Origin of the sequence: Actinokineospora sp. UTMC 2448 (assembly GCF_024760565.1) — a bacterium.
GTDB classification, from domain to species: domain Bacteria; phylum Actinomycetota; class Actinomycetes; order Mycobacteriales; family Pseudonocardiaceae; genus Actinokineospora; species Actinokineospora fastidiosa.
The window spans coordinates 3411897-3430871 of sequence record NZ_CP031087.1 but is presented as its reverse complement, the minus strand read 5'-3'; the positions used below and the strand labels follow the sequence as shown (position 1 = coordinate 3430871).

General features: G+C 72.7%; 21 protein-coding genes. 11 read left to right on the top strand and 10 right to left on the bottom strand.

Annotation, left to right across the window (positions count from 1 at the left end; translation table 11 throughout):
* Positions 1-42: 42 nt before the first annotated feature.
* The 4 genes from Actkin_RS15665 to Actkin_RS15650 form a co-directional block, all read right to left on the bottom strand.
* The gene (locus tag Actkin_RS15665) at positions 43-522 is read right to left on the bottom strand and encodes an RrF2 family transcriptional regulator (RefSeq protein WP_309569137.1); all 480 of its coding nucleotides are present in this window, start codon (positions 520-522) and stop codon (positions 43-45) included.
* 31 nt (positions 523-553) lie between these two features.
* Entirely contained in the window at positions 554-1687 is a 1134-nt protein-coding gene (locus tag Actkin_RS15660; RefSeq protein ID WP_258907767.1) for a DNA glycosylase AlkZ-like family protein, read from the bottom strand.
* A 204-nt stretch (positions 1688-1891) separates the two neighbouring features.
* A complete protein-coding gene (locus tag Actkin_RS15655) occupies positions 1892-2776 on the bottom strand; it encodes a ferredoxin family protein (protein WP_396122975.1) in 885 nt (294 codons plus the stop codon).
* Positions 2777-2822: 46 nt separating this feature from the next.
* Positions 2823-3782, bottom strand: a complete 960-nt coding sequence (locus tag Actkin_RS15650; protein ID WP_258907765.1) for a helix-turn-helix transcriptional regulator — start codon at positions 3780-3782, stop codon at positions 2823-2825.
* 62 nt (positions 3783-3844) lie between these two features.
* On the opposite strand from Actkin_RS15650, the gene Actkin_RS15645 reads away from it, so the two are divergent.
* Positions 3845-4888: a winged helix DNA-binding domain-containing protein gene (locus Actkin_RS15645; RefSeq protein ID WP_258907764.1), complete on the top strand. Its 1044-nt coding sequence runs from the start codon at positions 3845-3847 to the stop codon at positions 4886-4888.
* A 249-nt stretch (positions 4889-5137) separates the two neighbouring features.
* Here Actkin_RS15645 and Actkin_RS15640 read toward each other — a convergent pair whose 3' ends face one another.
* Entirely contained in the window at positions 5138-5398 is a 261-nt protein-coding gene (locus tag Actkin_RS15640; RefSeq protein ID WP_189210244.1) for a hypothetical protein, read from the bottom strand.
* Between the two features lie 66 nt (positions 5399-5464).
* On the bottom strand, positions 5465-6436 hold the full coding sequence (gene add, locus Actkin_RS15635) for an adenosine deaminase (RefSeq protein ID WP_258907763.1): 972 nt from the start codon (positions 6434-6436) through the stop codon (positions 5465-5467).
* A gap of 114 nt (positions 6437-6550) precedes the next feature.
* Between add and Actkin_RS15630 the strand changes: the two genes are divergently transcribed.
* Positions 6551-6952, top strand: a complete 402-nt coding sequence (locus tag Actkin_RS15630; RefSeq protein WP_258907762.1) for an STAS domain-containing protein — start codon at positions 6551-6553, stop codon at positions 6950-6952.
* A 98-nt stretch (positions 6953-7050) separates the two neighbouring features.
* On the opposite strand, the gene Actkin_RS15625 is transcribed toward Actkin_RS15630, so the two are convergent.
* Positions 7051-7992, bottom strand: a complete 942-nt coding sequence (locus Actkin_RS15625; protein WP_258907761.1) for an alpha/beta hydrolase — start codon at positions 7990-7992, stop codon at positions 7051-7053.
* Positions 7993-8208: 216 nt separating this feature from the next.
* On the opposite strand from Actkin_RS15625, the gene Actkin_RS15620 reads away from it, so the two are divergent.
* The 5 genes from Actkin_RS15620 (at position 8209) to Actkin_RS15600 (ending at position 12466) form a co-directional block, all read left to right on the top strand.
* Positions 8209-9030, top strand: coding sequence for a helix-turn-helix domain-containing protein (locus Actkin_RS15620; RefSeq protein ID WP_189211708.1), 822 nt, complete (start codon positions 8209-8211; stop codon positions 9028-9030).
* 64 nt (positions 9031-9094) lie between these two features.
* A complete protein-coding gene (locus Actkin_RS15615) occupies positions 9095-9676 on the top strand; it encodes a dihydrofolate reductase family protein (RefSeq protein ID WP_189210240.1) in 582 nt (193 codons plus the stop codon).
* 419 nt (positions 9677-10095) lie between these two features.
* Complete coding sequence (locus tag Actkin_RS15610) at positions 10096-11064, top strand: tyrosine-type recombinase/integrase (protein ID WP_258907760.1); 969 nt, start codon at positions 10096-10098, stop codon at positions 11062-11064.
* Positions 11065-11976, top strand: a complete 912-nt coding sequence (locus tag Actkin_RS15605; protein WP_258907759.1) for a pseudouridine synthase — start codon at positions 11065-11067, stop codon at positions 11974-11976.
* Between the two features lie 55 nt (positions 11977-12031).
* Positions 12032-12466 carry a DUF4383 domain-containing protein gene (locus Actkin_RS15600; protein ID WP_229787028.1) on the top strand — a complete coding sequence of 145 codons (435 nt, stop codon included), beginning with the start codon at positions 12032-12034 and terminating at the stop codon, positions 12464-12466.
* Between the two features lie 52 nt (positions 12467-12518).
* Here Actkin_RS15600 and Actkin_RS15595 read toward each other — a convergent pair whose 3' ends face one another.
* Positions 12519-13079: a TetR/AcrR family transcriptional regulator gene (locus Actkin_RS15595; RefSeq protein WP_258907758.1), complete on the bottom strand. Its 561-nt coding sequence runs from the start codon at positions 13077-13079 to the stop codon at positions 12519-12521.
* A 70-nt stretch (positions 13080-13149) separates the two neighbouring features.
* Here Actkin_RS15595 and Actkin_RS15590 point away from each other — a divergent pair, with 70 nt between their 5' ends.
* Positions 13150-13719 (top strand): dihydrofolate reductase family protein, encoded by a 570-nt coding sequence (locus Actkin_RS15590; RefSeq protein WP_258907757.1) that lies wholly within the window; start codon positions 13150-13152, stop codon positions 13717-13719.
* Between the two features lie 222 nt (positions 13720-13941).
* On the opposite strand, the gene Actkin_RS15585 is transcribed toward Actkin_RS15590, so the two are convergent.
* Positions 13942-15075 carry a coiled-coil domain-containing protein gene (locus tag Actkin_RS15585; protein ID WP_258907756.1) on the bottom strand — a complete coding sequence of 378 codons (1134 nt, stop codon included), beginning with the start codon at positions 15073-15075 and terminating at the stop codon, positions 13942-13944.
* Positions 15076-15706: 631 nt separating this feature from the next.
* Here Actkin_RS15585 and Actkin_RS15580 point away from each other — a divergent pair.
* On the top strand, positions 15707-16114 hold the full coding sequence (locus tag Actkin_RS15580) for a VOC family protein (RefSeq protein WP_258907755.1): 408 nt from the start codon (positions 15707-15709) through the stop codon (positions 16112-16114).
* Complete coding sequence (locus Actkin_RS15575) at positions 16114-16992, top strand: sigma-70 family RNA polymerase sigma factor (RefSeq protein ID WP_258907936.1); 879 nt, start codon at positions 16114-16116, stop codon at positions 16990-16992. The genes Actkin_RS15580 and Actkin_RS15575 overlap by 1 nt, the downstream gene beginning before the upstream one ends.
* Here Actkin_RS15575 and Actkin_RS15570 read toward each other — a convergent pair.
* Positions 16951-17607: a maleylpyruvate isomerase N-terminal domain-containing protein gene (locus Actkin_RS15570; RefSeq protein WP_258907754.1), complete on the bottom strand. Its 657-nt coding sequence runs from the start codon at positions 17605-17607 to the stop codon at positions 16951-16953. The two genes, Actkin_RS15575 and Actkin_RS15570, sit on opposite strands and share 42 nt — an antisense overlap.
* A gap of 435 nt (positions 17608-18042) precedes the next feature.
* Here Actkin_RS15570 and Actkin_RS15565 point away from each other — a divergent pair, with 435 nt between their 5' ends.
* On the top strand, positions 18043-18855 hold the full coding sequence (locus Actkin_RS15565; RefSeq protein WP_258907753.1) for an SDR family oxidoreductase: 813 nt from the start codon (positions 18043-18045) through the stop codon (positions 18853-18855).
* Positions 18856-18975 lie beyond the last annotated feature (120 nt).

The following is an 18975-nucleotide window of genomic DNA, read 5'->3' as shown; positions in this document are numbered from 1 at the left end:
CTCTCCATTCAGGGTGTTCGATATCCAGGATTCGGGGAAAACTCAGGCGCGCGCGGCGGTCAGCCACCGGCGTAACCGCTCGCCGGTGCCGGGGTTGCGCCGCTCGACGGCGCCGACGATGTCGGCGATCGACTGCCCGGCCAGCTCGCGCCGCCAGGCCAGCTCCGCGCGGCGCATCGTCTGCGAGATCGCGCACGTGGCGCGGTAGTCCACGGCCGGGTCGCCCCAGGGGGAGTCGGCCAGGATGCGGGCGCAGCGGAAGGCGTCCTCGGCGCCCTCGACGGCCACCACCACGTCCAGCGCGCTGATCGCCTCCGGCGCGCGCGCCAGCCGGAACCCGCCGCGCGGGCCGGAGGTGGAGGTGAGGATCCCGGCGCGGACCAGGGCCTGCAGCTGCTTGTTCAGGTAGGCGGCGGGCAGGCCGAACACGGCGGCCAGCCGGGCCGCGGGCACCGCGTCGCCCGGCTCGACCCAGGCGAGGTTGGCGCACGTGTGCAGCGCCCACTCCACGCCCTCGCTCATCCGCATAACCTGGACATTACATGTCCAAGATCTAGGTGTCGAGGGTGACCCGCGCCTCCCGCAGCCCCCGCGCCCGCGCCACCCGCTGCGCCTCGTCGGCGATCCCCGCCCGCGCCGCCTTGCCCACGGGGGAGAACAACGCCACCGCCACGTCCAGCCGCGCACCCGCCACCCGCGTGCGCCACACCCCGGCGATGTCGCCCTCGGCGAGCACCACGCCCGGGCTGCCGATCACCCGCCACACCTGCCTGCGCCGCGCCGCGTCCGGCACCAGCACCTCCCGGTCACGGCCCTGCAGCAGCGGGTCCGCGGGCGGCAGCAGCCGCACCAGCCCCCGCGCGTCCGGCGCCGACCGCACCGCCGCCACATCCGACTCCGGCAGCGCCGCCGCCACATCCGACTCCGGCAGCGCCGCGGGCCGACCGTCCACCCGCACCGGCACCAGCCCCTCGGGCCACACCGCCTTCACCACCCCCACCGTGGTGTCCAGATAGGCGGCCAGATCGGCGGGAGAGGCCGGCCCGTGCACCCGCAGATACGCCGCGACCAGCGCCCCCGCGTCCGCGGCCTCCTCCGGAAGCGCGTGCCGATCGGGCAGCGGACGCAACCGGGCAGGCCGCGTCTCGGCCACCACCTCCACCCCGGCGGCGATCCCCACCAGCTGGAACAGGCTGCCGAACACGTGCGTGCTCGCGCACGCGCGACAGTCATAGGAATACGCGGGCGGCAGCATCGCCGTCATCTCCGCGCTCGCCCGGGCCCGCGGCATCTCCTCCGACACCACCGCCCGCAACGCCGCCGCGCCCGCGGCGAACCCCGCCGCCGCCCCGACACCGGCCGCCCGCAGCGACCGCGCCGCCGCCGTCCCCAACCGCGCCGCCGCGTCCACATCACCCCGCGGATACAACAACGCCGCCAGGCCCGCGACGTCCGCCCGCCGCAGCAGATGCGGCGCCCCGCGCTGCGCCCACACCAGCACCAGGTCGGGAGGGGACAGCTCGGCGCCATCGGGCAGCCGCGCCGCCAACGCCACCCGCGCGCCCGCCCCGGCCGTGTCCTGCACCCCCAGCTCCAACACCCCCAGCCCGGTCGCCACCGCCGCCTCGCGGCGCAACCCGTGCCGGGCGACGCGGTGGGCCAGGACCTGGGCGCGACTGAACTCCATCCCCCGACCGTAACCGCGCCCCCCGACACCGGACGGCCCACGAGCCTCCGCCGACCGGACCCCACGACGGACACCCGCGCTGTCCGGAGACGACCGACCACGGCGCCGACGACGACCCCGGCCGCCATTCCGTCTCACGGCCAGGCGTCCACCGCCGCCGAGCAGGCACTCCGCGACCTGCCCGTGGGCGGCAGGTCTGCCGGACTAGTCGATCCGCGTCACCACGTGCTCGGAGACCACCTTCGCCGCCGCGCCACAGCTCACCGGCCGCGCCGCGCCCGGCACCTCCACCACACTCACCCGCCACGCCCGACCGTCGTCATGCGCGACCACCACCCGCCACTCGCCCTCCACCCGCTCCGGCTCCCGCACCGCCAACACATCCGGGTCCAGCGTGTTCGTCAACTCCCGCACCGCCAACTCCGCAGCCTGCGCGGGCGCCGCCCACGTCGACCGGCCCCGACAGTTCGCCAACACCACACCCGGCGCCGTCACCAACGCCTCCCCGGCCTCCCGATCCACCCGCGCGTACGCGTACCCCGTGGGCAACACCAACGCCGTCGGCGCGAACCGGTGCCCACCCAGATGCGTCGCCTCCCACACCACATCCCCGTGCGCGGCCGCCAACTCCGCCGCCGCCGGACGCCCCAACACCGCGCAGCACACATCCCGACGCCCATTGGTGCACACCAACAGCAACCGGCCCGCCGCCGGAGCCCCGAACCCCGCCACACTGCCCGCCCCCGCCGCCGCGAAATCCAGGTCCAGCAGCTGCTTCGGGTCATTGAGCGTCGCCGACCGCAGGAACGTCCGCCCCGGCGCCGTGTGCGCCAGATAAGCCCGGCGGGGGAGCGGCCGATGCCGATCGGGATGGCGGCCCGGGCGGCGGATCAACACCACCCGCACCCCCGTCCCCTTCGCCCTGGCCGCCAACTCCGCGCCCAACCCCGGATCCAGGTGCGAGGCCGTCAGCGCCTCCGCACCCCACGGACCCGGCTGCTCAACACACAGCCACGTCGCCGCCACGGCCGCCGTCCCCGCAGGACGCTCACCCGCCGCCCCGGACACCGCCGAACAAGTCGCAGTCATCAGCGCCAGACTCTCACGCCCGGTACCGCCGATCGAGTGACACCCCCTAGGAGCGGTCGCAGGTCCGCACGATCCGCTCCGCCAACTCCCGCATCCGCGCCACCAACTCCGGCGGCTCCACCACCTCGAACTCACACCCCAGGAACCACACCCACACCGCCAACTCCTCCAACACGTTCGCCCCGATCCGCAGCAGACAACTCTCCCCGTCCACCGGCTCCAACACCCCGGTCTGCCACGTCACGAACTCCGCCGCCCGCTCCACCGGCACCAACAACCGCAACACCGCCTGATACCGGTACGCCCGATTGGTCACCCCGAACGCGGTGTACGCGGCGATGTCCTCATCCGGCGGCGTCCGCTCCGCGAACCGCGGCCCCAACGGCGTCCTCGGCGACAACCGGTCCACCCGGAACGTGCGCCAGTCATCCCGCTCCACGTCGAACCCCACCAGATACCAGCGCCGACCCGCGTGCACCAGCTTCAGCGGCTCCACCTCCCGCACCGACACCCCACCCCCGTGCGACCGGTAGTCGAACCGCAGCCGACACCGGTCCCGGCACGCCCCCGCGATCACCGCCAACGTCTCCGCCGACACCACCGGCCCCCGACCCGGCACCGCCACCGTCGCCGCCTGCAACGCCGCCACCCGATGCCGCAACCGCGACGGCAACACCTGCTCCAACTTCGCCAACGCCCGCACCGAGGTCTCCTCGATCCCCGACACCGACCCACCCGCCGCCGTCCGCAACCCCACCGCCACCGCCACCGCCTCGTCATCGTCGAGCAACAACGGCGGCAACGCCGCACCCGCCCCCAACCGGTACCCGCCCGCCGTCCCCGTCGCCGACTCCACCGGATAACCCAACGACCGCAGCTTGTCGACATCCCGACGCACCGTCCGGTCCGTCACCCCAAGACGGTCGGCCAGCTCCCCACCCGACCACTCCCGCCGCGTCTGCAGCAACGACAACAACCGCAACAGCCGCGCCGAGGTCTCCAACATGCCCCCAGCATCCCACCCCCTGCGGACAGGACCGGTCCGCAACCGCCCGTAACCTGCGCGGCATGTCGCTCAACCGCGCCCTGCTCGCCCGCCAACACCTGCTCACCCGCGCCGACCTCGACCCCACCACCCTGATCGAGCACCTCGTCGGCATGCAGGCCCAAGCACCCAACCCGCCCTACATCGGACTCTGGTCGCGGCTGACCCACTTCACCTTCGACGACCTCGCCCACCGCATCACCGACCGCACCCTCACCCGCATCCTCCTCATGCGCGGCACCATCCACCTCGTCACCGCCCGCGACGCCCACAACCTGCGCCCCCTCGTCCAACCCGTGCTCGACCGCGCACCCACCCCCATCCCCGCCACCGCCATCCCCGCCGTCCTCGACACCGCCCGCCACCACCTCCACCAGCGCCCACTCACCGCCGTCGAACTCGGCAAGCTCCTCGCCCCCGACTTCCCCGACCACGACCCCGGCGCCCTCGCCGCCCTCGCCCGCCTGCGCCTGCCCCTCGTCCAGGTCCCGCCCCGCGGCCTCTGGCAGCGCACCGGACCCGCCGCCCACACCCTCGCCACCACCTGGCTCGGCGAACCCACGGGGGAGCGGCCCACCATCGACGACCTCGTCCTGCGCTACCTCGCCGCCTTCGGCCCCGCCACCCCCGCCGACGCCCAGGCCTGGTCCGGCCTCACCGGACTCCGCGAGGTCTTCGACCGCCTACCCCTGCGCACCGTCCACACCGACGGCCGCACCCTCCACGACCTCCCCGACGCACCCCGACCACCCGCCGACACCCCCGCACCCGCCCGCTACCTCACCGACTTCGACAACCTGCTGCTCTCCCACGCCGACCGCACCCGCGTCATCAGCGACGAGCACCGCCTCACCGTCATCACCAAGAACGGCATCGTCCACCCCACCATCCTCATCGACGGCCACGTCGCCGGGACCTGGCGCATCACCCGCACCCGCACCGCCGCCACCCTCACGGTCACCCCGTTCACCCCACTGCGCCCCGCCGACCGCGACGACCTCACCCGCGAAGGCCACGCCCTCCTCACCGCCACCGACCCCGACCGCACCCACGACGTCCAGGTCTAGGCCCCGACACGAGCCCCACCGCGCCCCGGCTGGAGCAGGCCTTGCGTCCTTGCACCGGTCTCCGGCAGCAGGACCACCCGAACCTGGCAATGACCGTCGACGGCCCCGACCAGGGTTCGGCTATTCAGCGACCCTGAACCCTGCACCGGCACCAGCCGATCACCGCGCCGAGTGGCCGACCGCGAGCACCACCGCAGGAGCGACCGCCCCACCTGCACCATCACGAACCGGGGGAGACCCGACCCGAGATCACGCGACCCCGCCCAACACCGCCAACCCCGCCGCCGTCACCGCCACCGGCACATCCCGCGACCCCACACCCCGACCGATCGCCACCAACCCCCGCCGCTCGGCCACCATCAACACCTCCGCCTCCCACTCCGGCACCCGACCCGCCGCCGACCCGTCAGCACCCGCCCACACGAACCCCTCCGGGCCACCCCACCAGCCCGCATGGAACAACACCGCCCCCGCGGCCACATGCCCCAGCGCCTCCACCACACCCTTCATCCCGACCACCCCCGGTCTCGTGACGCCTGTCACAACCAGGTGTAGCAGCGGCCACTGACATCCCGCTCACCCCGACGCCAACCACCCCGCGATCTCCCCACGCACCCGCTCCTTCACCCCCACCGGAGCGAACGACGCCTCCACCGCCGCCACCGACAACCCCGCCACCACCTCATCCGACCACCCCCACCGCGCCCGCAACCGCCCGAACTCCCCACTCAACGACGTCCCCACCACATCCGGCACATCCAGGTTCACCGACACCGCCACCCCCGCCGCCATCAACCCCGGCAACGGATGCACACCCAACCCCGCCACCAACCCCAACACCACATTCGACGACGGACACACCTCCACCGCCACACCCCGCTCCCGCAACTCCGCCACCACCGACGCGTCCGCCCTGATCCCGTGCCCGATCCGATCCGCCAACCCCACCCGCACCGCCTCCACCACCGACTCCGGCCCCGCCATCTCCCCGGCGTGGTGCACCATCCGCAACCCCGCCGCCCGCGCCTGCGCCAACACCGACGCGAACGGCGCCAACGGGAACGCCTCATCCCCGGCCACCCCCACCGCCACCACCTCGGGGAACCGCGACGCCCACTCCACCATCGCCGCCAACCGCCCCACCGACCGCCGCCGCGAATGATCCAGAATCAACCGCGTCACCACGTCGTGCTCGGCCGACCCCTCCGCCAACCCCGCCACCACCGCCGCCAACGGCTCGTCCCCGGACCCCAACCGCTCACCATGCGACCCCGCCGAGAACGTCACCTCCGCGTACCGCACCCCGTCCGCCGCCGCGTCCGCGCAGAACTCCCGCGCCACCCGCGCGAAATCCTCCGGCTCCCGCAGACACGACCGCACCACCGAGCCCCGGTCCGCGAACTCCCGGAACCCCGAGAACCCGCCCTTCGGCACCCCCGGCACCACCACCCCGTACCGGGCCGCCAACTCAGCCAACGTCGACGCCCGCACCGCACTCTCCAGGTGCACGTGAAGATGCGCCTTCGGCAACGCCACCAGATCCCGCACCCCCACACCAGTACCCCCACCCACCCGCCACACTCAAATCAATAACCCATGGCAACCTTTCCCGCCCCACCGAGATCAAGGGAGTGACACATCACCACCCACGGAAGGCCCACCGTGCCGCTGCGCTTCGCCCCACCCCGCACCCGCCACCTCGCCGTCACCAGCCACCGCAGCGGACCCGTCCACACCATCGCCGCCCAAGGCCACATCGACCTCGCCACCGACGCCCCCTGGCACGACCACCTCATCGACGCCGCCACCAGCGTCGACGGCACCACCCACCTCGTCGTCGACCTCACCGACGTCACCTACCTCAGCTGGGCCAGCACCGCCGCCCTCATCCGCGCCCACCACGCCTGCGCCGCCCGCGGCCGCCACCTCGTCGTCCGCGCGGGCGGCGCCATCCTCACCGGCCTGCGCCTCACCCGCCTCGACCACACCCTCACCATCACCCCGGCCACCACCACCGCCCGCACCGCCACCGCCCACAACCACAGCGAATGGCTCATCGCCTAAACCGCCACAGCCCGGCCTGGCCCACTAGCCACCGCACCGGGCCCTTCAGCGGCACGACCAGCCCTAACGAACACCAGCGCGCCGACGGCCGCAGCGGACTACGCCGCCGCGTGGCCACTCCCGGTCGCCGCCCGCAGGAACGCCCCCACCTCGTCCAGCGCGGCATGCCCCTCCGGAATCGGGCCCGCGAACGCCTGGAACACGTGCAACTGCCCCTCCCACACCTGCAGCCGATGCGGCACACCCGCCGCGCACAACCGCGCGGCCAACAGGTGCGCGTCGTACAGCAGCGCCTCCGCGCCACCGGCCTGGATCAACACCGGCGGCAGCCCCGACAGGTCCCGGCGCGCGGGGGAGGGGTCCTCGTCCAACCCCGCCAACAGCATCGTCCGCAGCTTCGGCAGCCGGTGCGCGGGCAGGTACGCGTCCGTCTTCAGGTTCGGATGCTCAGCCCGGCCCAGGTGATCCAGCTCGACCAAGGGGGAGAGGGCCACCAGCGCCGCGGGCCCCGGCTGACCCTCGTCCCGCGCCGTCAACGCCGTCGTCAGCGCCAGGAACCCGCCCGCGGAGTCACCCGCGATCACGATGTCGCTGAAACCCTGCTCCACCAACCACGTGTAGGCGTGGTGCGCGTCGGCCATGGAGACCGCCAGGGGAGAGGCGGGCAACTGCCGGTACGCCACCGACAACGCCGTCACCCCAGCCCGCTCCGCGATCCGCGCCGCCAGCCTCCGGTGCGTGCGCAGACCACAGCAGAAGAACCCGCCGCCGTGCAGGAACAACATCACCTTGTCCGGGGCGGCGCCCGGCGGCCTGATCCACTCGCCGTGGAAGCCGGGGAAGTCCACCCGCTCGACCTCGGTGTCCCGGGTGACCGGCACGACGAACGACGCCGCCCACTCGAACACCACCGCCAGCCGCAGCATCACCGGCGTCAGCGGGCTGTACCGGAAGACCGGCCGGATCACCACCCGCATGAACCGCGCGAACCGCCGCGCCTTCGCGCTGATCCCGCTGAACGTGTCGACTACCGGCTCCACGGCGGCTCCCTCCAGAGTTACCGGATAGTAGCTTCGCGGACCGGGCAGACACCATGATCAGTTCGGGGAGCTGTGGCGCGCTGACAACAACGCCCTTTCGCGCTCGCTGACCTGCACAAAGAACGTCCGCCCCGCAGGACACACCGCAATCGACGCCCCGACGCGCGAGACCAGCGGGCCCTCGGTGATGCTGTGGGCGTGGAGTACTTTTCCAGAGTGCCGCGACCGCCGCTGGACGGGCTGATCGACGACCTCTACTACCTGGAGGGCACCCCGCCGTACGCCCGGCTGACGCTGCCGCCGATGCCCGCCGCGTTGCTCATCGTCAACCTCGGGGCGCCGTTCCGCATCCGCGCGGGCGCCGACATCGAGACGGCTGAGTACGCCGACGGCTGCGTGGTCACCACACCCACCCGCGCACTGGAGTTCGGCTACCCACCCCGGACCCGATCCGTCGGCGTGCACTTCAAGCCATGGGGGCTGGCGCCGTTCCTGCCGATGCCCGCGGCCGAACTGTGCGACCGGCCGGTGACGGTCGAGCAGGCCTGGGGCAGACCCGCCACCGCCGAGCTGCGAGACCGGCTGGGCACGGCGGCCGGACCACACGAGATGCTGACGCTGCTGGAGGAGGAGCTGACGCGACGGCTGAGCGAGACCGCATCCCTGGGACTGGTCCGCCACACGAGCGGTGTCATCGTGGCGACCAGCGGGGCCGTGGCGATCGGCGACCTGAGCGCGGCAGCCGGTGTCAGCAGCACCCATCTGGCACAGCGGTTCAAGGAGCTCATCGGCGTCACCCCGAAGCGGCTGGCCCGCACCTACCGCTTCGCCGCCGCCGTGTTCACGATCAACCCCGCCGAGCCGATCGACTGGAGCGGCCTCGCCAATGGCGCGGGCTACTTCGACCAGGCCCACTTCGGCCACGAGTTCCGGGAGTTCACCGGGCTCACGCCGACCCGGTACCTCGAGGTCCGGCGACGGTTCCTGCGCGACCATCCCGGCCACGCGCTGGACGGCTGGCCGCTGCCCGCCGATTGATTTCTTACAAGAGCGACAGCTCACGACGCGCTAGTTTCGGGCACCCCGAAGCAGAGGAGAGGCCGTGGGCAAGGTGGTCATGTACAGCTCGGTGTCCGTGGACGGTTTCGTCGCGGACGAGAACGACCAGCCCGGGCCGCTGTTCGACTGGTTGTCCAACGGAGACGTCCCGTTGGACGAGAGCGGCGTGCTGAAGGTGTCGCGGGCGTCCTACGACCACACCCGGCCGTACTGGGACCAGATCGGGGCGACGATCGTCGGCCGCCACGTCTTCGACCTGACGGACGGCTGGGACGGGACGCCGCCGGGCGGGGTCGACCACGTGGTCGTCGTGACGCACCGGCCGAAGCCCGAGGGCTGGGACCTCGAGGCGCCGTTCCACTTCGTCGACGGGGTCGAGGCGGCCGTGGCCAAGGCGCGGGAGCTCGCGGGTGACCGCGTGGTCGAGGTCGCCGCAGGCGACGTCGGAGGCCAGGTGTTCGCCGCGGGTTTGGTCGACGAGGTGCGCATGGACGTCGTACCCGTGGTGTTCGGGTCCGGCAAACGCTACTTCGGGTCCGTCGACGCGCAGCACCTGTTGGAGGACCCCGACGTGGTGATCCAGGGCGATCGAGTGCTGCATCTGCGCTATCGGGTGCGCCGGTGACCAGAGGCGGGGGGCTGCCACGAACGCCGTACTTAACATAATGTCGATTATCGAACTTTGGGCGACCTGCGAGAACGTGCCGGAAGGGGTCGATCCGCAGTCGTTCCGCTGATTCACAGCGCGCGACTCAAGACGGTTCGATGACGCCGACACCGACGGCCCGCGACACCCGCCCTCGGCGCGACTGATGCGCGAGTGCCCAGAGCACCGGATGGGGCCCCGCGGTGACGCTTCGATCCCCGGCTACGACCTACGGGCTCGGCACATCAAATCGTCACCGTGACGAAACGGGCATGAGTGATCGGTCGTCGGCGAATCATGCATAACCGCCATTATGCATGTAACTGGTTACGTTCAGTCGGGTGATCAAGGGTGGGCCCGGTGGCGGGGATGTCGGTGGGGCGCGGTATCCACATGTCGTGAAGTTGATCGACGCGCAGACGGCGTTCTTCGTGGCGCGCAAGCCGCGCAAGGACTCCCCCAACACGACGGCGGCCTACCGGCGGGACCTGGCCGGGGTGACCGGGCGGCTGGTCGACGAGCTGGGGACGGCGGCCGAGGAGATCGAGCTCGACCAGGTGGACGCGGCCGCGCTGCGGGCGGCGTTCGGGTCCTTCGCCGACGACCACGCGCGCAGCTCGGTGGCGCGGGCCTGGTCGACGTGGAACCAGTTCTTCCAGTTCTGCGTGGCCGACGGGCTGGTGGCGGGCAACCCGATGGGCGCGGTGGGCAGGCCGAGGCCCGCTCCCCTCTCCCCCAAGCCGCTGCGCGGCGAGGGCACGCCGGAGGAGCTGCTGGCGGCGACGGCGTCGGGGGCGCGGCGGGCGCGCAGGCCGTGGCCGGAGCGGGATCTGCTGGTGGTGGCGTTGGGGCTGGTGGCCGGGTTGCGGGCGGCGGAGTTGCGGGCGCTGCGGCGTTCGTCGGTGGTGGGGCGGCCGGGTGAGCGGCGGTTGTTCGTGCGGGGCAAGGCGAACCGGGAGCGGTCCATCCCGATCGAGGCGCCGTTGGAGCGGGTGATCGAGGCGTATGTGGAGTCGTGTGGGCGGCGGTTCCCGGGGGTGTCGTTCGGACCGGAGTCGCCGTTGGTGCTGGGGTCGGACGGGGCGGGGATCGGGCGGGGCGCGTTGGACTACCTGGTGCGGTCGTGTTTCCAGGCGGCGGGGTTGCGGGACCGGGTGCCCGCGGGGGCGAACCTGCACGCGTTGCGGCACACGTTCGCGACGCGGTTGGCCGAGGACGGGGCGAACGCGGTGGAGATCATGGCGCTGCTGGGGCACGCGTCGTTGAACACGAGCCAGAACTACATTGAGGCGACGGGTGCGCAGCGGCGGGCGGCGGCGGCGTCGAACCGGACGTACCGGGTGTTGTCGGAGTTGGTGGAGGAGTAGATGCGGCGGAAGGTGCGCTCACCGCTCCCCCAGGTCGACGGGGTGGACGCGGTGCGGGTGCGGCTGCCGGTGTCGTCGGAGTGGGCGACGGTGCGGGATCACCTGGTGGATCGGTTGCCGGTGTCGGCGGCGCGGGTGGACGCGATGTTCGCGGCGGGGGCGGTGTGGGCGGAGTCGGGTCCGTTGGGGGTGGACGCGCCGTTCGTGCGGGGTGGGTCGGTGTGGTTCCACCGGGAGTTGCCGGTGGAGGTCCCGGTGCCGTTCGAGGTGTCGGTGCTGTTCCGGGACGAGAACCTGGTGGTGGTGGACAAGCCGCATTTCCTGGCGACGATCCCCCGGGGGTCGCATGTGCGGGAGACGGCGTTGGTGCGGGCGCGGCGGTTGACGGGGATCGCGGAGTTGAGTCCGGCGCACCGGTTGGACCGGTTGACGGCGGGGGTGGTGGTGTTCGTGGCGCGGCCGGAGTTGCGGGGTGTGTATCAGGGGTTGTTCGCGCGGCGGTTGGTGCGCAAGGAGTATGAGGCGGTGGGGCGGGTGTCGGGGGTGGCGCCGTCGCCGGGGACGGTGGTGCGGAGTCGGATCGTGAAGGAGCGGGGGGTGCACGCGGCGCGGGAGGTGGCGGGTCCGGTGAACGCGGTGACGCGGGTGGTGTCGGTGGAGCGGCGGGGGGATGTGGGGTTGTTCGGGTTGGTGCCGGAGACGGGTCGGACGCATCAGCTGCGGGTGCATATGGCGGGGTTGGGGGCGCCGATCGTGGGTGATGACCTGTATCCGGTGGTGGCGGAGCGGGCGCCGGACGACTTCTCGGCGCCGTTGCAGTTGTTGGCGCGGGCGGTGGAGTTCCGGGATCCGGTGTCGGGGGTGGAGCGGCGGTTTGTGTCGGGTTTGTCGTTGTCTGCGTGGGCGGGGTGATCGGTGGGTACCTCTTCGGGGTGACGGTCACTTCGAGGAGGTCGTGATGGGCGACATGTCCGGTACGCGTACTCGACACCCCGGTCAGCAGGTGGCCGCGGCGGTCGGTGCGGTGTTCCTGTTGGTGGGGATCCTGGGGTTCATCCCGGGGGTGACGACGAACTACGACGAGATGCAGTTCGCCGGGCATGAGTCCGGCGCGCTGTTGTTCGGGTTGTTCCAGGTGTCGATCCTGCACAACCTGGTGCACCTGTTGTTCGGTGTGGCGGGGCTGGCGATGGCGCGGACGTTGTCGGGTGCGCGGGCGTTCCTGCTGGGCGGTGGGCTGATCTACCTGCTGCTGTGGCTGTATGGGTTGTTCATCGGGCATGACAGTGCGGCGAACTTCGTGCCGTTGAACAACGCGGACAACTGGCTGCACCTGCTGTTGGCGGTCGGCATGATCGCGTTGGGTCTGCTGGTGGCGAGCCCGCGGCGGTCGCGGATGTGATGAGGGTGTCGGGGGCGGGGCGCGGCCGGTCGGGTCGCGCCCCGTTTTCGTCTCATGCGAGGCGGCGGACGAGTTCGGTGACGAGGTGGTGGGGGTCGGGGAAGACGTCGGGGAGGGTGAGTCGTTCGAGGATGAGCCAGTTGAGGGCGAGGTAGAGCAGTTCGACGGTGGTGGGGTCGCCGGGCAGGCCGGAGTCGATGTGGGTGGTGATGTTGGCGTCGACGTCGGCGCGGATGCGGGTGGTGAGGAGTTCGCGCAGGTGGGGGCGGCGGGTGGCTTCGAGGCGGAGTTCGAGGAGGGCGAGGTGGCCGCTGGGGAAGGCGGTGACGCGGTCGACGAGTTCGTGCATGAGTCGGGTGAGGGTGGTGTGGTCGCGGGGTCCGTGGTGGACGGCGGCCATGGTGGGGGCGTCGGGGGTGAGGCGTTCGTAGACGCGGTGGGCGACCTGGGTGAGGAGGTCGTCGCGGTTGGTGAAGTAGTTGGAGGCGGTGCCGGTGGGGACGGCGGCGTGGGTGTCGACGGCGCGGAAGGTGAGGCCGCGGGCGCCGTCGCGGGCGAGGACGTCGATGGCGGCGTCGAGCAGGGCGGTGCGGCGGGCGGGGTTGTGGCGCATGGGTCTCCTCGTTGACACCACTACATCTGGAGTACTACAGTGAGAGTAGTTCAAGTGTAGTGGAGGCTGTGTGCGCAAGCTCGTGTACTACGTCGGCATGTCGATCGACGGGTTCATCGCCGGGCCCGGCGGGGAGGTCGACTTCTTCCCGGTGACGGAGGACGTGGTCGGCTTCATCCGCGACGACTACCCCGACACGTTGCCCACGCACGTGCGCGCGCAGCTGGGTGTGGACGTGCCGAACCCGAACTTCGACGTGTGCGTGCAGGGGCGGGTGACGTATGAGCCCGCGCTGGAGATCGGGGTGACCAGCCCGTACGCGCATCTGCGGCAGGTGGTGGTGTCGGGGAGTCTCGGGGAGAGCCCGGACCCGGCGGTGGAGGTCGTGTCGTCGGGTGTGGTGGAGCGGATCCGGGAGCTGAAGGCGCAGCCGGGCCGCGACATCTACCTCGCCGGCGGCGGCCGCCTGGCGGGCGCGCTGCTGGCGGAGGTCGACGCGCTGGTGCTCAAGGTGTACCCGGTGGTGGTGGGCTCCGGGGTGCCGCTGTTCAGCGCGGACTTCTCCCCCACCGCGTTCACCTTGACGGGCACGAAGTCGCTGCCGAGCGGGATGGTCGTGCTGTCGTACGAGCGGGCGTGACGCTTCTTTGGGTGCGGCCCCGTCGTCGAGTGTGACGGCGGGGCCGCGTCGTGTCCGGGGGCGGTGTGCCGGGACGGCTGGGTGGATCGCGCGTCCGGGGGCAATTGGGTAGGTCGTGTTCGGGGGCAGGGGCGTATCCGGAGGCGGTTGGGCGGGCCGTGCCCGGGGGCCCTCGGGCGGGCCGTGACCAAGGGCCGTTGGGTGGGCCGTGCCCGGGGGCGGCTAGGCCGGGTCGTGCTGATCCGGCGGAAGGATCGCGGCCAGCCGCTTGCGGACCGCCTCGCTATCGCTGTCCCGCAGGACGCTGCGGACGGCCCGCACCCACCCGGCGCGCTGCTCGCGGACCTCGGCGAGTTCGGCGGCGAGGTGGTCGAGCTGCGCCCGGAGGCGGTCGGTGTCGGCGTGCGCCCGGTCGAGGTCGGCGCGCAGGAGCCGCCCGGCCTCGACGGCGGCGTCCCGCTCGGCGCGGGCGTCCTCGGCGCGGGCTTGGTGGAGGGCGGCGGCGTCAGCCCGCGCCCGCAGTTCGACGTCTCCGCGCGCGCGGGTCTCAGCGAGTTCGGCAGTGAGGGTGTCGACGCGGGCGCGGAGTTCGGCGATGGTGGCGTCGGCGCGGGTGCGGAGCTCGGTCAGTTCGGCGATGGTGGTCTCGGTCCGGGCGCGGTGGTGGGCCAGGTCGGCGGTCGCGGTGTCGGCGCGCTGGCGTTGGTGGGCGAGTTCGGTGGTGAGCGTTTCGGTGTGGGCGCGGTGGTCGGCCAGCTCGGTGGTCAGGGCCTCGGTGCGGCTGCGGTACTCGGCGAGTTCGGCGGTGGTGGTTTCGGCGTGGGTCTGGGCGGCGGTGAGCTCGGCCTGGAGGGCGTCGATGCGGGCGTGGGCGGCTGCCAGGTCGGCGCGGAGGGTTTCGGCTCGGGTGTGGGCGGTGCGGGCTTCCTGTTGGGCGTGGCGGGCGTGGTCGTGTTCGGCGGCGGCGGTGGCTTGGGCGGCGGCCTTGTCGCGTTCGGCTCGGGTGCGGGCGGTCTCGGCGGCGCGGAGGCGGTCGAGGGCGTCGGCGCGGTCCTGGCGGGCGGTCTCGGCTTCGGCGTGCGCCTGTTGGGCGGCTTCGACGGCCTGGGTCGCCTCGGCGCGGGCGGTCTCGGCGCGGTGGTCGGCGGCTTCGCGTAGGCCGCGTTCGGTGGCGGCGGCCTCCTCGGCCTGGGCGACGCGTGCGTCGGCGGCGGCGAGTTCGGTGGTGGCGGTGGCCCGGATCTCCTGCGTGGTCAGCAGCAGTTCCCGCAGTGGGTCCAGCACCCGGTCGACGGCGTCGACGAGAACGGCGGCGCCCGCGCTGAGCCCTCCGCCGCCGAGTGCCTGCTCCCCCACGACCGCGCGCAGCGCTTCCTCCGCGGCGGCCAGCTGACGACAGCTGCGTCCCCCCGGCCATTCCCGCTCGGGACAGAACTCCGGCGGCCTTCCTCCACGCGGGCCCGGTCCGGGCAGCGGCGCCCGGCAACGACTGAAGCCGCAGAGTCCCGGCGGTGCCTTCTCGATCAGCGCGTCGATCACCAGCGCATCGTATGGTTTCAGTTCATGAACCACAACTGGAGGTTTTGGTTGCTTAACTCGAACCTAGGTCAGCTACAGAACAGAGCTTTTGTAGCGGAGTGAACGGGAGGGGTTTCCCGGGGGCAGATGTGGCGGAGCGGGGGCTGCCGAGGGGGACTGGGGAGCCGCGGACGGACTGGGGTGGCTGCCGGGCTCTGCACGGCAGGGGGTGTGCACGGCAGGGATGGCGGGAGGAGGAGGAGGAGGAGGAGGAGGCGCGTCGGGATGCGCATGAGGGGCGCATGGGAGGCGCATGAGGACCGTGGGGAGCGTGGGGAGCGTGGGGAGGCGCGTGGGCCGTCGAAGAACGTCGGCCAGTGCCGTGAACTCGGGGGCGGTCAGCCAGCGTGGGGAGGCGCGGTTACCTCTTGCTCCCGGCTCCCGTCATACCGGCGACCAACGAGAGAGAGTGGGAGCCACCGTGCTGACCGACATCATGTACGTGACCGTGTACGTCACCGACCAGGAGCGTGCGCTGGAGTTCTACACCGAGGGGCTGGGGCTGGTGAAGCACATCGACGTCGCGGGGCCGGACGGGCGTTTCCTCGCCGTGGGGGTGGCCGACAGCCCGGTGAAGATCATCCTGTGGCAGCACGCGCCCGCGGCGGGGCAGCCCGTCGAGCCGGGGGCGGCGCCCGGGCCGCTCGTCATCGAGTCCGACGACCTGTGGGAGGACTTCAAGGTGCTGCGCGGGCGCGGGGTGGCCTTCGTCGAGGACGAGCCGCAGGACTACCCGTTCGGGGTGCGCGTCGAGGCCGTCGACCCCGACGGCAACCGGATCTCGCTGCGTCAGCAGCGGTTCGGGGGGCAGGGGTGATCGTCCGGGCGGGAGCGGTCGCCGAGGCGTTCGAGGCCGAGCGGGAGCGGCTGCGCGCGGTCGCCTACCGCATGCTCGGCTCGCACGCCGACGCCGAGGACGTGGTCCAGGAGGCATGGCTGCGGCTGGCCCGCCAGGAGACCACGGACATCCACAACCTCGCGGGCTGGCTGACCACGGTCGTCGGCCGGATCAGCCTCGACGTGCTGCGCTCCCGGCAGTCCCGACCCGAGGCCGCCTACGACGACTGGGCGGCGCCGGTCGACGACGCCCCCGCCCCGGACGACCACGCCGCGCTCGCCGACGCGGTCGGGCTCGCGCTCCAGGCCGTCCTGGACGCGCTGCGGCCCGACGAGCGGCTGGCGTTCGTGCTCCACGACCTGTTCGCGGTGCCGTTCGCCGAGATCGGCAGCATCCTCGGCAGGTCAACCGACGCCACGAAGATGCTCGCCAGCCGCGCCCGGCGCAAGGCGCGCGCGAGCGAGCCGACCTCGACCAGGCGTGAGCAGCGCGAGGTGGTGCAGGCGTTCCTGGCGGCCGCCCGCGACGGCGACTTCGCGGGCCTGCTGCGCGTGCTCGCCCCCGACGTGCGGCTCACCGTCGACACCCCCGACGGCGCGGTCGTGGTGCTCGGCGCCACCAAGGTCGCCGCGGGCGCGCGGATGGCCGCCGCCGGGGCAGCGCGGGGACGGGTCGTGCTCATCGACGGGCGGCCGGGCATCGTGTCCTGGCGCGCGGACGGCGCGCCGCTGTCGGCCCTCGTGTTCACCGTCGTCGGCGGGCAGATCGTCGCCATCGCCGTCGTGACCGACCCGGCCGAGCTCGCCCGCGCTGGCTCAGCCGAGGACGAAGGGCAGCCGGGCGGCCGTCGCGCCTAGGGCGGCCTTCTCCCCGTCGGTGGGGGCACGGCGGCCGGTGCCGACCAGGAGGACATCGGTGTCGGTGAACGAGGCGGGGAAGGCCGTGCCCGCGATCGTCTCCAGCATCCGGCGGGCGCGGGCCAGGCCCTCCCCCGGCGGCGGGGGCGCGTCGGGGAGGTGGGCGGTGAGGTCGAGGTGGTGCAGCGTCCACTCCAGGACGTACGCGGAGAGGTAGTCGGCGGTGGTCAGGACCTCTCCCCTGGTGCCGACCCGGGTCGCGGGGTCGGCGAAGGCGGCGGCCCGGCCCGCCGCGGAGCCGACGTCGTCGAGGTGGAACTGCAACAGGGCCGGATCCCCGTACGCGGCGGCGAGGCGGACGATGAGCGCGTCGAGCGGGTCCTCGCCGGTGGGCGGGGTGTCGGTGACGGTCCAGTAGGTCACCGCGTCACGCGTCGGCTCCCGGTCGGTCGGGGTGGCGAGGGTAATCAGCACGTCCTGGGCGTCGATGACCAGGTGGCAGGCCAGGTCGCGGACGAGCCACCCCGCACATCCGGACGGTCGGGCGAAGTCCGCCTCGGCCAACCCGGCGACCGCCGCCCGCAGGGCCGACCACGACGAGGAGAACAGATCCACTCCGGCACGGTAGTGCGGAGCCGGAACGACGGACAAGATCGCCCCGCACTGCCCTGGCAGGCGGACACGATCGACGCCAGGCCGCGGTGGTCTGCGCCGCAGGTGTCCGCCCTGGCAGGACGGGAGCCTCCTGCCAGGGCGGGAACACGACAGCAGGCGTACATCGAATGGCAGGGACAAGACCCGTACCGCAGCCGGACTGCCACCTGCGCGCGGCCCGCGCGGGCACCGTGCTGGCGAAGGCCACGAGTCCGCCTGCCCGGACGACACCCCGGTCCGACCCGTCGGTGACCGAGCGCTGCTTCGGCGAGGTGCCAGGCGCGAGCCCCGCCGTCGAGGTACCTGCAAGGCAGCCCGGCCACAGACCCGCCCGCCGAGGTCGGCGGCGGGCCGGGGTGGCGCTAGGGTCCAGAGCGGGTCTCGGGAGGTGCTTCGGTGTTCCGTGCGCGTTATCCGGCGATCGACCTGGCCGACGCCGTCGTCGTCGTGACCGGGGGTGCCAGGGGGATCGGGCTGGCCACGGCGCGGGCGTTCGCCGCCGCCGGGGCCACCGTCTGCGCGGGTGATCTGGACGGGACCGATCGCCGCCTGGACGTCACCTCCCGGGAGTCCTACGCCGCCTTCGTCGACGACGTCCTCGCCGCTCACGGCCGTATCGACGTGCTGGTCAACAACGCGGGCGTGATGCCGCTGGGCGGGTTCCTGGAGGAGCCGGACGCGCTGTCGCGGGTGACGATGGACGTCAACGTGTGGGGCGTGATCAACGGGCTGCGGCTGGTGCTGCCCGGGATGCTCGCGCGCGGCCGGGGTCATGTGGTGACGATCGCGTCGATGGCGGGCAAGATCGCGATCCCGGGCATGGCGGTCTACAACGCCAGCAAGTACGCCGCGCTGGGGCTGACCGCGGCCGTGCGGCGCGAGTACGCCGACAGCGGGGTCAGTGTCAGCGCCGTGCTGCCCTCGGCGGTGCGCACCGAGCTGTCGTCCGGGGCTCCGGTGGGGCGCGGGTTGGCGTTGGTGGAGCCGGAGGACGTCGCCGCGGCCGTGGTGGGCAGTTGCCGCACGCGCAAGGCGGAGATCGCGGTGCCCGGGTACCTCGCGGCGTGGGACGTCCTCGCCGCGCTGGCGCCGGAGCCGGTGATGCGGTGGCTGCGGACGCTGGCCGACGACCGGCGGGCGTTGCGGGTCGACCGCGCCGCCCGCGCGGAATACGAGCGGCGAATCGCGCGGCAAATCGGAAATAGCTGAACACCCGCTCAGCTCCCGCGCCCGGACCACGCGTTTCCGGTAGCCTCGGGACCAGCGGGGATCCGGTTTCCTGGGGAGGAAATCAACCGGTCTCCGGGAAATTCACCTGGGGGAGTTCCG